19 protein-coding genes and 1 pseudogene are annotated in these 11,834 nt (G+C 31.5%); 12 read left to right on the forward strand and 8 right to left on the reverse strand.

All coding sequences use genetic code 11. The features are described 5' to 3' along the window. The 8 genes and pseudogenes from AB3I34_RS13675 to AB3I34_RS13710 form a co-directional block, all read right to left on the reverse strand. Positions 1-379 (reverse strand): annotated as a pseudogene (locus tag AB3I34_RS13675) (hypothetical protein); the annotation flags it as partial. 403 nt (positions 380-782) lie between these two features. After that, a complete protein-coding gene (locus AB3I34_RS13680; protein WP_262217884.1) occupies positions 783-920 on the reverse strand; it encodes a hypothetical protein in 138 nt (45 codons plus the stop codon). Between the two features lie 144 nt (positions 921-1,064). After that, a complete protein-coding gene (locus AB3I34_RS13685; protein ID WP_262217882.1) occupies positions 1,065-2,066 on the reverse strand; it encodes a hypothetical protein in 1,002 nt (333 codons plus the stop codon). A gap of 105 nt (positions 2,067-2,171) precedes the next feature. Continuing rightward, positions 2,172-3,328 (reverse strand): IS3 family transposase gene (locus AB3I34_RS13690; protein WP_100815066.1). Its coding sequence is split into 2 segments (ribosomal slippage): positions 2,172-3,100 and positions 3,100-3,328, totalling 1,158 coding nucleotides; the frame shifts between segments, so codons are not numbered across the junction. A 138-nt stretch (positions 3,329-3,466) separates the two neighbouring features. Then, positions 3,467-4,069 (reverse strand): protein adenylyltransferase Fic, encoded by a 603-nt coding sequence (gene fic, locus AB3I34_RS13695; protein WP_002362434.1) that lies wholly within the window; start codon positions 4,067-4,069, stop codon positions 3,467-3,469. Positions 4,070-4,333: 264 nt separating this feature from the next. After that, a complete protein-coding gene (locus AB3I34_RS13700) occupies positions 4,334-5,272 on the reverse strand; it encodes a hypothetical protein (RefSeq protein ID WP_002362433.1) in 939 nt (312 codons plus the stop codon). Between the two features lie 111 nt (positions 5,273-5,383). Next, a complete protein-coding gene (locus AB3I34_RS13705; RefSeq protein WP_002362432.1) occupies positions 5,384-5,725 on the reverse strand; it encodes a type II toxin-antitoxin system PemK/MazF family toxin in 342 nt (113 codons plus the stop codon). Continuing rightward, complete coding sequence (locus tag AB3I34_RS13710; protein ID WP_262231422.1) at positions 5,725-5,955, reverse strand: AbrB family transcriptional regulator; 231 nt, start codon at positions 5,953-5,955, stop codon at positions 5,725-5,727. The genes AB3I34_RS13705 and AB3I34_RS13710 overlap by 1 nt, the downstream gene beginning before the upstream one ends. A 203-nt stretch (positions 5,956-6,158) precedes the next feature. Here AB3I34_RS13710 and AB3I34_RS13715 point away from each other — a divergent pair, with 203 nt between their 5' ends. The 12 genes from AB3I34_RS13715 (at position 6,159) to AB3I34_RS13770 (ending at position 11,162) form a co-directional block, all read left to right on the forward strand. Continuing rightward, positions 6,159-6,779: a recombinase family protein gene (locus AB3I34_RS13715; RefSeq protein WP_002367784.1), complete on the forward strand. Its 621-nt coding sequence runs from the start codon at positions 6,159-6,161 to the stop codon at positions 6,777-6,779. Further along, positions 6,769-7,083, forward strand: a complete 315-nt coding sequence (locus AB3I34_RS13720) for a hypothetical protein (RefSeq protein ID WP_002367785.1) — start codon at positions 6,769-6,771, stop codon at positions 7,081-7,083. The genes AB3I34_RS13715 and AB3I34_RS13720 overlap by 11 nt, the downstream gene beginning before the upstream one ends. Next, positions 7,077-7,283 carry a hypothetical protein gene (locus AB3I34_RS13725; RefSeq protein WP_002367786.1) on the forward strand — a complete coding sequence of 69 codons (207 nt, stop codon included), beginning with the start codon at positions 7,077-7,079 and terminating at the stop codon, positions 7,281-7,283. Before AB3I34_RS13720 ends, AB3I34_RS13725 begins: the two co-directional genes overlap by 7 nt. A gap of 159 nt (positions 7,284-7,442) precedes the next feature. After that, a complete protein-coding gene (locus tag AB3I34_RS13730) occupies positions 7,443-7,637 on the forward strand; it encodes a hypothetical protein (protein WP_002367787.1) in 195 nt (64 codons plus the stop codon). Positions 7,638-7,648: 11 nt separating this feature from the next. Further along, complete coding sequence (locus AB3I34_RS13735; protein WP_002367788.1) at positions 7,649-7,840, forward strand: hypothetical protein; 192 nt, start codon at positions 7,649-7,651, stop codon at positions 7,838-7,840. A 169-nt stretch (positions 7,841-8,009) separates the two neighbouring features. After that, on the forward strand, positions 8,010-8,225 hold the full coding sequence (locus AB3I34_RS13740; RefSeq protein WP_002367791.1) for a leucocin A/sakacin P family class II bacteriocin: 216 nt from the start codon (positions 8,010-8,012) through the stop codon (positions 8,223-8,225). After that, on the forward strand, positions 8,226-8,567 hold the full coding sequence (locus AB3I34_RS13745) for a bacteriocin immunity protein (protein WP_002367792.1): 342 nt from the start codon (positions 8,226-8,228) through the stop codon (positions 8,565-8,567). A gap of 415 nt (positions 8,568-8,982) precedes the next feature. Next, positions 8,983-9,501 carry a hypothetical protein gene (locus AB3I34_RS13750; RefSeq protein WP_002367793.1) on the forward strand — a complete coding sequence of 173 codons (519 nt, stop codon included), beginning with the start codon at positions 8,983-8,985 and terminating at the stop codon, positions 9,499-9,501. Then, entirely contained in the window at positions 9,449-9,664 is a 216-nt protein-coding gene (locus tag AB3I34_RS13755; RefSeq protein WP_002415356.1) for a hypothetical protein, read from the forward strand. The genes AB3I34_RS13750 and AB3I34_RS13755 overlap by 53 nt, the downstream gene beginning before the upstream one ends. A gap of 91 nt (positions 9,665-9,755) precedes the next feature. Further along, complete coding sequence (locus tag AB3I34_RS13760) at positions 9,756-9,842, forward strand: type I toxin-antitoxin system Fst family toxin (RefSeq protein ID WP_012881081.1); 87 nt, start codon at positions 9,756-9,758, stop codon at positions 9,840-9,842. A 256-nt stretch (positions 9,843-10,098) separates the two neighbouring features. Next, complete coding sequence (locus tag AB3I34_RS13765) at positions 10,099-10,395, forward strand: hypothetical protein (RefSeq protein ID WP_002367795.1); 297 nt, start codon at positions 10,099-10,101, stop codon at positions 10,393-10,395. A 134-nt stretch (positions 10,396-10,529) separates the two neighbouring features. Next, positions 10,530-11,162 carry an AbiV family abortive infection protein gene (locus AB3I34_RS13770; protein WP_002367796.1) on the forward strand — a complete coding sequence of 211 codons (633 nt, stop codon included), beginning with the start codon at positions 10,530-10,532 and terminating at the stop codon, positions 11,160-11,162. The last annotated feature ends 672 nt before the right edge of the window (positions 11,163-11,834 follow it).

Consider the following 11,834-nt stretch of genomic DNA (forward strand, 5'->3'; position numbering starts at 1 on the left):
TTGTATTACTATATTTTAGTTTCAGACATTGATTTTTATAGTTTAGAAATACCTGAATCTGTCCTGGAGTAAGACTTTCATTTTTCTCAACCAAATTAACTAGTGACGTCTGTAGTACAGTGTCATAATTAATTTCTTGTTCTTGAAAAAATTTACTCATTTTCTTCGGTTTTTTTGCTTCTTCGAATGCTAATATTTCATTGTAGTATATTGCTTTTTCTTTATTATTTTGCATTCTTTGAATGATAGCCACTTCTTCTGCAGTAAATCCTAATTTTTCTCTTAATCTTAAGGGTTTTAATTTGTAAATTGAGTATATGTTCCCTATTCCTTGTTGGCTTAATTTCTGTAAGATTTCTTTTTCTTTTAATTCATTCAATAAACTATCCTTCTTTCATAAAAATATTTAAATAATGAGATTTATTAAATTACTTGTTTCTTTATCGCTCACTTCATATCTCTTTATATGTAAATATCAAACGTATTTTGCTGTTTAGGTTCTAATTGTGAACGTATTTTTGATAGATTATTTTTAATTTTATCATACTCTAGTGCCGAAAAACTATTTCATCACTCCTCAAAAGCACTTCACATTCTTCTAACTCTCACATTCCTCTTTGAAATGTGTTCAAAATCCTGCTCTCCTACACGTAGTAACCAACAATTTATAACGATTTCCTGAAAAATAAGATACACCAAATTACATAACATCCCAACCATTTTTAGGTTGGGATGTTCCGTCTCTATTATCCTAATTCTAGAGTTTGAATTTTAAACAAGTACTAACTTACACTTGCCTCTGGTAAGTAATACACCTTTCCATTCTTAGAAATCAACTGTACATCTTCTTGATATAATTCAGTTTGTGTTTGTTTGGGGACTTGAAAATCATTAGTTCCAGAAACTTGTAGACCAATCATAGCAACAGTGTCCTGATCAATCTCTCGGAAATTCAGCTTTTTATTTATCAATCCGGGAACGTAGTGAATTGCCCCATCAAATCCTCTTCTTTTGCGTCTACTTTCCTCTAGTTCTATGTTTAATATCTTCCATATATCCTGATGCTAAGTAGTTAATCGAGATTGTGTATCAACCACTTGCTGGCTATACACTTGTAAAATCGCGCTACACTGTTCTCTAGAAACAGAACCAAGTTGCAACGTATATCTCAAATCAGAAATTTTATATAGAATATCTAGCAATGTTTTTTGATAGGAGAACCATTTATGAATGTCTTGAACGTCTCCTTCATAGACTTTAAAATCATTCATATTCTTCTTCGTGTAATCAGCAAGGGTTAAATTAGCTTGTCCTAATAGCTTAGTACACTCCTCTTCCAGTCTGTCCAATTGAGTAATTTTACCGTATATTAAGTCATTATTTTCTAGTATTTCGACTTGAAATTTCGCGATCTCCTTAACATGAGTGATAAGCGAAAACACTCTGCTACGATATTCGTTATCTTGGAAATCAGAAATTTTAGAAATCCCATCATTAATTTCTCCAAGTTGGTTATTAATTTGCTCCATATAATACTGGCCGACAACCATTGCTGCTACACCCATTGCTGCAGAAGCGGTATTTGCCACAATTTCTGTGCCTTTTTGTGCTTCTACAGCCACAAAATTAGCATGTCCTCTTATTCCGTCTGCGCCACGGAAGAAACCTCTAAACGCATTTCCCATGTCCTTAGAATTGACTAACTTAGCCCCAGCCGGAAGGATTGCACGATAAACAACTTCATTATTCGCTTGCGCAGCTTGAATTGCATTATTCGCTGCATTTCCGATTTGTATTAATCCGGGTATCAGATTATTTACATGAGCCAGGACTTTTCTATCTTTAACTTCAACAAGTTTATTTTCGTCGAGTTCATATTCAGTAGGCAGCATTTCAGTTTGAATGATAAGCTCATTCAAATGTTCCGAATTCGTAATTGCAACTTCACTTGAATTAATAGTACTCTCTTTAATGGAAGTTTGTTCTTTTTGTGCTGTGTTCTTTTTTGAAAATACTATGAATAATACGGTTACAATTAAACATATCCCAATTAGTATGTATACCATTTCATCCTACCCTCTCGACTATTGATTTTTATACTTTCTCTTATTCATTCTACTCTATCATTATATAATTTTTCTAAGCTGAATAATAGCAAGTATGGATTTGAGTCAATATCTTGGACACATTTTAGTAGAGACGGTTACGCCATTTTTTTTTGCCAACGCTTCAAACTCCTGTGGGGTTAGATAATGAATCGAGCTATGGATTCGATTTCGGTTATAAAATCCTTCAATGTAGCTAAATAGTGCTCGATTTGCTTCTTCAAAATCTGAGTAGCTAGTCGTGTAGACCTCTTCCTTTTTCAATGAAGCATGGAAAGATTCAATTCCAGCATTATCATAAGGTGTTCCCTTTCTACTATAAGAATGCCTTATTTTGTTGGTTTCAAGCCATTGTTCCACTTCTCTGGCTGTGTATTGGCTGCCCAAATCAGTATGTAGAATCATTCCTTCTGGAATGTGATAATACATTTTTGCTTTGTTAAGCGTTTGAACGACACAATCCACAGTCATTCGTTTTGAAAATGTATAGCTAATAATTTTTTTCGTGTGTAAATCCATAATTGAAGATAAGTAACACCAACCATTTTTCTTAGTAGGAATGTAAGTAATGTCAGCTGCCCATTTCTCACAGATAGTCTTAGTAGAAAAGTCCTGATTTAAGAGGTTCTCTTTTGAAAGGATCGGTTTATTAGACCTTTGAGGTCTATATTTTTTAACTACAATCGATCTTAAATTTAATTGTTTCATCAGCTTTTGAACATGTTTAAGAGATACCGAAATACCTTCTTTTAATAAAACTTGATGGATCTTTGTGGCACCATAGCGTTGTTTATTTGTAAAAAAAATGGTTGAAATTTTCTTTTTCAACTTATTATTTCTGATTTCTGTAACTGTCAATGGTTTGTTCTTATAAAAATAATAGACACTTCTTGGGATTTCTAATAACCGACACAACAAAGAAACAGTGTAATCCTTACACCATTTTTCAATAAATTGAACAAGCGAATTTAGGTTTTCCGAGAGAATATGGCTGCGGCTTTTTTTAAGATTTCAAGTTTCTCTTTCAAACGAGCATTTTCTTTTCTCAGTTCAGCCACTTCTTTTCCAGTCAGTCCTGTGGACGGATTAGGTAAATATAAATTCTTCCATTTGTAAATCGTTGCTTCAGATAAGCCATATTCTTTCGCCAACCCTCGAACTGAACGTCCAGTTTGATTCAGTTCAACAATCATCTGTTTAAAACTTTCTTCGTATCGGGTCATAAAATTCATCCTCTCGTAGTTAAGTTTAATTTATTTTTGTCTCTACGAAAAGCTGTCTAAGATTTGATACTAACACCATTCTGATGTTGATAAAAATACCAACATCAGAAAGTATAGAGTCGGTTTTTCTTATTTCAATTATAAGTCATCAACGTTGTATTCGGTATATCCTTCATAATAATAACTAATATCAATACCTTTCATGAAGATTTCTCTATCATTAATTTTATCCGTTAAAGCATTGGAGATTAAATATTTAATCTCCAAATCGTTGACTGGACTTCTTTCCATTGCAGACAAATAATCTTCCTTATCGATTAAGTTCCAGTCTACAACTTGCTGTAATTCTTTTTTCAGGATTAGGTCTAGCCATATTCTGGTTGCTCTACCATTACCTTCACGAAATGGGTGAGCGATGTTCATTTCAACATATTTGGCTACAATTTCATCTAGATTACTTTGTGGCATTTTATCTATATGTTCTAAAGCGACTTCTAGATACATTACTGGTGCAAAGCGAAAATTTCCTTTAGAAATATTTTGATTTCGTACTTTACCTGCAAATTCATAAATATCTTCAAACAAATAATTATGGATATATGATAGACCTTTGAATGTTCCAACTTCTACTCTGTCAATATCTCCAGAGTCATATAATTGTTTTGCCTTTTCTTTACTGACACGTTCCTCAACTCTGTTTAACTCAAGTTGGTTAATAATACCTAATTTGTTTTCTAACAACTGAATTCACCGCCTATTAATTATTAATCCTCTTTTTCAATAACTCTTTCAACTTTCATGCTAAGTTTTTCAATGTATTTTAGCATGAAAGCTACATAACAATCAAAAATCTAAAGATACATACTATCCAGCTTTTCTCCAATAATATATTTTTTCCTAATGGTGAAAATAAACTTAATGCCCTTTTTTAGATTTGGAACATCATCATGATAGATAGTTGATGATATATAATAGATGTTTTTTTATTACATATAAGACATTAATTTAGATATTTTTAACAATGAACGCTTGTAAAATATCTAATTTGCTAGTTTCGATATTACGTGCCGCAGGTTTAATAATTTGAATTTTTCTTTTATCTGAAATTTTTAATAACCCTATTCCTTCAGGAAGCTCTTTAGATGCAAGTAATAAGATATCTTCAGGAACAACTATCCAACTATAATTAGTTTTAGGATTTAAAATTATATTGTTAAGTTTGTTATCCGAAAAAACTATTTCGATGCTATGCGTATTTAATTCTTGTGTATATTTACTAGAAACGTTTTCTAGTAACAAAAAATCTAAAGTAACTTGTCTCATTAATAATGAAGAATAAAAAGAGAAATCAGGAACTAATTTATAAACTGATTTTCCTTTATGATATGAGTTATTAGTACTTTGTAACCACGAACTATCTGACAATGCAAACGAGAAATCAGATACGGTGAATATTTGTTCGTCGCTACTATCAATTTTAGAGTATCTGTTTTTTTTAACTATTCCTCCACCCTCTTTAGCTTGTATCGTTTTAATAGTTGCCCAAGTGTTTAATAAGTCAGATCTCTTAATATCTTTTGCTAAAACTTGCTGCATCAATTCATCTTTTATTTGGCTGTTTCCTTGGCTGATTTTTTCTACTAATTCAAAATTATCTGGACTGACTCCTACATCTTCTATGTTAGGAACACTAACTCCTCTACCTGCTGCTCGTTGCTGGTAGTCAAAGTATATTTCTCCTGCTTTTTTTCTTTTCCATATTAGAGATTCAGTTACTCCTGTTACATATGCTAAATGTTTAATCCACTGTGTGAAAGAACTATACTCATTACGCCATAATTTATTATATTCTACTTCTCTTATTAGCTCGTATAGACGCACCCATGAATGAGTATCCTTAGACAATATTTCTTCGATTTCATGTTCTATTTTTCTTAGGTTCAATTTATCCTCCTTTCTGTCTATTTACTATAATGCGTTATAGTAAATAGACGTTATAAAAAGAAAGAATTCATGAATATTAAATATTATATGTATTCTTTCTTCCTATTATAATTAAAAAATGTATTCAATGATTTGATCTATTTTAGCCATATCCTTTAATGGTAAATGTTCTATTTGGCTTAACTTTCTTTCTGCAAAGTCTAAAGATTTTAATTGGGAAATAACGACTTGTCCATGAGTTTCCATTTCATCAGGTAATGTATAACGAGTTGGCATATTTTTAATTGTAGAAGTTATGGGACAAATTACTGCAAACAATGTCTTTCTATTAAACTCATATCTAGAAACTACTAGACCTGGACGTCTTTTCTGTATTTCTTTTTCAGCTGAAGGATCGAAATCTATCCATACAATATCGCCCTTTTTAGGAATATATTTCTTTTCGTCACTCATTAAAATAATTCTCTCCCTCCAGGTTCAGTGTCATGCCATTCATCTTTTTCGTAGTACTCCCCTTCTGATCCACCACTAAATGGGTCTTGTAATTTAGGGACTAACGTAATTGTCCCATCATCAGAATACATCACTATATATTCTTGGTCTGCTTTTGGTTTCTGTCCGTTATTAGATGGTAATGTCAATACTACAGAACTTCCTTGTTTTCTAGATTTTGTGGTTAACATAAAATCACCTCTTATATTTTATTATACTAAATAATTAAATGGTTTCAAATGATTGTATACTACATTTAATTAACTTAGTGTAATTTAGTTATTTAATTGATATTAGATATTTTAGAATTAATTTGTTAGGTCCATAAACTTAAAAGTTTTTGACCTCTTTGTTTTTTCGTGCTATACTTGAAATCATCAGGTGTCAAAAACTTATGTTCAGAAAAGGTGAGGAAATTTTGTCTATTTATGGTTATTCAAGAGTGAGTACTAGTAATCAAGATTACAAAACCCAGATTCAAAAACTAGAACAAGCTGGAGCAGAAAAAATCTTCAGTGAAAAATATACTGGAACAAAAAAAGAAGGAAGAAAAGAATTAGAAGAACTACTATCTATTGTAAAAACTGGTGATAAAGTTTTAGTGACGAAAATTGATCGGCTGGCTAGAAGTATCGTTGATTTAAATTCGATTATTTCTTCTTTAAACAACTTAGGAGTGACTATCACCTTCTTAGATAATGCTTTAACCTTTGAGCCAAATAAAAGTGATTCTATGCAAACATTAATGATGAACATGTTAGGGAGTTTTGCGCAATTTGAAAGAGATTTAATCGTGACAAGAACGCAAGAAGGAAAACAGTGGCACCGGGCAAATAATAAGAACTATCGAGAAGGACGTCCTAAAAGAGTTCTGAATGATAAATACAAACATGCACTAGAGTTAATGGAGACAAATAGCATGCGAGAAGTGGAAAGGAAAACAGGTATTTCTTTATCTACTCTCAAACGAATCAAGAAACAAGCAAAGGAAGAACAGTTACTTAATGAGAAATAATTCAGGAGTAGTTATTATTGAAAATAGAGAGAAGATTATTCAGATGTTGGAAAATCCTTTGATTTCAGGTTATGGAATGGAAATAATGTCAAATGGGCGACTTTATTCAGCAAACTTCCAAAGATATAAGAATCGAGTAAAGAAAGAAGAAAATCCGTTGATTATTTTTGAGAGTATGACTGAAAAGGTTGAACAGGTATTTCTAGAGTTAGCTGAAGAAGTTATACGAATGAATCCTAAAACAAAACAAGAATTCAAGAAGATGATTAGAGAATATGGTTATAAGGAAAAAAACAAATGGTAGCTCGAAAAACATACAATCAATGGGGAATAGAAATTACTACGTGGAATAAGACAAATGTAGTTGCTTATGTTGATTGTGATTGTGGCCAATTGGCTAGAAGAGAGTTGGGAAAATATAATCATTTTAAGTGCAGTAATTGTAAAAAAGAATACAAACTAAGTAAGGGTATTTTCGTAGAAATAAGCCCAGAAAAAATTTGAAAAAAGAGGAAATCTTGATAAAATAGTAATAGGCAACAACTAATTCCTCAATATTAATATAATAGTGTCAATTAAAGTGCATAAAGTAATCCCTTAATTTTTAGTTGTTGCCTTCATGATAAATAAAATTGTGGTAGTTATTATTTAAGGTGACTAGTTATGAGAAAAGAGTATGATTATCAGAAAATAGAAGTAGCTAACAGAGCTGAAGGTGTTTTGGTTGAGTATATTTCTTGTGATTGTGGCATGTTAGCGGAACGTATTCGTTGGAAACGAACAGAATACAAATGTAAAAGTTGTGGTAAACAGTATAAGCTTGCATTTGGTGGACAATATATAGAAGTAAAAAATTGAGGTGATAGCTAGTGAAAGAGAAAGAAAGACCTTCTTATCATACATATGAATTTTTGAAAAAAAGAAAACATGACCCTAAATGGAGAGAAGAGTATTTACAAAGAAAAGAAGAACATACTGTAGCATTTATGATTAAAATTTTTTGGTTTTTAGTAGGCTTGAATGTTGTTATTTGGACATACGGTTTTTATAAGCATTTTTAGTTGAAGCGGCAAAAAAAGTAAGTAGGTAGATTCTTTTTAATTATATATACCTTCTTACAAAAATGTTAGAAAAAAACTTTTATTATAGCGTTTACAAAACTATACCAATAGCTATATAATTTCTGTATAGAAGACGTTTTCTAATTTTTATTTTTCGAGGTGAATATTAATGAAAAAGAAATTAGTTAAAGGTTTAGTTATTTGTGGCATGATCGGGATTGGTTTTACAGCATTAGGAACAAATGCAGAAGCTGCCACATATTACGGAAATGGTGTGTATTGTAATAAGCAAAAATGTTGGGTAAATTGGGGCCAAGCTTGGTCAGAAGGAGTTAAACGTTGGGGAGATAATTTGTTTGGTAGTTTTAGTGGAGGAAGGATCTAAATGATTGATATAGAGGAAACAAAGAAAATAATTCATGAACTATATAATAGTTTAATGAAGCGTGATAAGACCAAAGCTATATTAGATATTACAGATGTTTTACTGCAAGTCTATAAAAAAATAGATAGCGAAAAATATCCAGAAATATTAATAAATAAATTGGTGAACTATATCTACATTGTTGGATTTGACAATAAAATTCATTTTTTAGGAAATGATGAAAAGTTATTAATTGAATTGGGAGATATATCTAAAAAGGCTGGAATTAACAGTAAATATAAAGCTAATTTTACAGATAAGTCTCAATTCTATAGTTATTCTGAAAAAGTACCTATTAGATAATTATAAACTAGCATGTATCACACAAAAACTCACTGTCAATTAAATCAGTGAGTTTTTTAGCTTTTTTTGACTATTTTAAAATATAGGTGGAAATTAACTATATTTTAGATTTGAGAGAGCAATTCTAAGCCATTTTCAAAAATATTGATTGGCAATTATACACTAAAGAGGTTTAACGTTCGTTATTACATGATTAAATGGTGAGCTACAAGCGGAAATGATAAAAATATTTCTATTTAAATATGAATAATTTTTTATGCCAGGAACGTGGCCAAACTCGAAAATACGAATAATTGGGTTCGCTTTGCTCAACTGGCCTTCGACGTTTTAGTTTGTTTTCAGATATACAATAAATTTAGCACTTGATTGTAAGAACGTTTGTTCGTATAATGTTCAAGTAAGGAGAGTGTTCAAAATGGTAAGAAGAACGAAAAAAGAGTTCAAACCATACAATGATTACGTCGATAGACCCTTTGAATTGAAGTGGCCAACAGCCTTTCCTTTAGGGGAATTACAAGAAGCAATTAAAGAGACGAATGATTATCATTCAAGAGAAATTGAACGTTTACCTCAACAGGCACAGGCTCAAATAGAACACTTGCTAAGTCGCTCAATTAAACAAAATAAAGTGCTAGAAATTCAGCTGAATTCCTTAGATGAATATGAGCGTGTAAAACCTTCTATACGTGGTGTATTTCGTGGCATGGCTGAATTTGATGTCGTACTTATTGGAGATCAGCAAATCGATTTTTACGACATTAGGCACATACAAATACATGATTTTTATAAATGGTCGGAAAACGAACCCGAAAAACCGATAGACAATCCTTTTTCAGAAGTGAAATTTTCAGAGTTAACCGAAGAAGAAAACAACGCAATCGATGCTTTTATCAATGAATATTACAGTGACGGAGATTTTTATGAAGACATATGATTATCGAGGATCAGTAATCAAAGAAGGAAATAAAACAACTAGTATTGCTTATGTACAATGTGCGTGTGGCTGTTTGGCAAGTAGAATGTCAAGTAATTCTAATAAATACAAGTGTTCCTGGTGTAAGCGAACGTATATGTTAGGAAAAGAGATTTATAGATGAAATAAAGTACTGAAGGTTTTAAAAGTCCATAGGGATATTTTGAATTTATGTTATAATTATTGCGGCAACTGCCAAGTAAGGTGGTGTAACTATGGCTGAGAAACTAATTTCGTTGATTATCGCACCGCTACTTGTGGGTCTAGTACTTTTGCTAGTTGATCGTTGGTTAGACGATTAGCCGATAATCTAAGCAGTTGCCTTCTAACTCCAACGCTGAAGTCGCAACAGCGCAAAAAAAGCCCTCCTACCGCAAATAGGGGGGCTTTTTGGTGTAACTATACTGTTGAACTAATTTCGCTTCGCATCTTCAGTATAACATATTTTTAAAGGAGGTCAACCAAAAAGAAGCAGATAGGCCCTTCCCTTATTGCATATTTTTTAGTACAATATTACTGCAAACGCATTAATATCCTAAGAAAGGAAACTTACCCACCATGCCTAGAAAAACCTTTGTATATCCACACCCTATCAACGCATACATTATCAAGCAACTAGGGATTACTGTAGAAGAATTTTGTGAATTACATGCTTTCTCTCAAGGAACTGTTTCTTCTTGGATTACTCGTAACAAAAAAATTGAAACATTACCTGTCTCGTTTATCTACTCTCTTTCCTTATCGGCCAGCAAGACTATGGACCAAGTCTATTCAGAGCTTTTAAAACTGCAAGACGAATATTTGCTACACTTAGAACATCACAGACGAACTAAAAAAATTATTGATGAAAGTTAGCTATTTTAATCTAGGAATAAACTATAAAAACTAAAGTAAGTGTGCAGAAAATAGGTTATAATTAAACAAAAAACAGACCATTTGCAATACTGAAACAGATTATACCTAAAAATTACAATAAAGGAGCAAAATAAATGACTAACTTTAATTCAGGAGATACTAAAATACTGGAAAATTTTAAAAATATTTTCAACAATAGTACTAAATTTAATATCGATAAAACTGATGATTTTAACAAGGCTATAGATCACATTATTACCCTACTTGATGATTCTTTTACACTACTTAATAAAAAGTCTTATGGTAGTTGTGTTTTTTTCGCAATTACATCAATGGAAGAAGTATCTAAAACACATTTCTCTCTATTTATGAAACATGACACTGAAAAAAATAATAATAAAGACCCACTTTTTAATCATTCTAAAAAACAACGACTATCGATAACCCCAGTATTTCAAATGGGTTCACGATTACCTGAAGTCATTGGACCCGAAAGAGTAGAACAATTAATATCACTAGTATATAAAAACAATGATTTTTTTACCTTACGAAACAATGCGATTTATTGGAATACAAGCCAATTTGGTAATAAATTTCCAAATGATTACATTGATAAAAAGTTAGCACAAGAAATATTACTATTCGCTATAGAAGCTTTTGATGATAGTTTAGTCGGTTATACTTCTCATAGTATACAAGCTAGTAAGCATACAGATTCGTTATTTGAAAAAATCAAAGAAGATTATATGAAGAACAAACAGCTATAACCATACTTATGATATTGAAAAATGATACTGACTTTTATCTCTATTGAGGTATATAGAACATAGAAGCGTAAATGTACAATAGAGAGCCGTACACTGGAACATTGAAACACTTTCTATCTCATTTATTTACTCTCATATCTGCTATCATCAAGACTATGGACTAGGTATAGGGGTCACTGGAACAACTAAACAGAAAATAGCGGTAGGTTTTGGAAATAGTTATTTAGAATCGTTTTTACAATGACTTTTTGAAACTATGAAACATTGTTATATCAAGCTTTTAAAACGTATTTTACTGATTTTCAAAACCTAATGTTTTTTAGAATCTATGCTGCTTTCCTTACCGCTAATTTCTGCATGAATGTTCCAGAAATATTTTGTGTTTTCCTATCTTGGAAATTCTATAATCAGCGTTAAATAAGCGTTTTATGGATTTAGAGCTAATCACTACCGCTATTTTCTGTACGGATGTTCCGGTGACCCCGTATATTCGATTTTCTAAGACTGCAAGACGATTATTTGCTGCACTTAGAACACCGCAGACGAACTAAAAAAATTATTGAATGAAAATACTTTTTTACTATCTTACTATTTTACTACAAAAAATAAAAACACAAGAGCAATGTTTGAACAGCATTTCTTGTGTTTTTTTATTATGGGGTCCCGAGCGCT

It is taken from the genome of Enterococcus sp. C102(2024) (assembly GCF_040888205.1).
In the GTDB taxonomy this organism is placed as follows: domain Bacteria; phylum Bacillota; class Bacilli; order Lactobacillales; family Enterococcaceae; genus Enterococcus; species Enterococcus faecalis.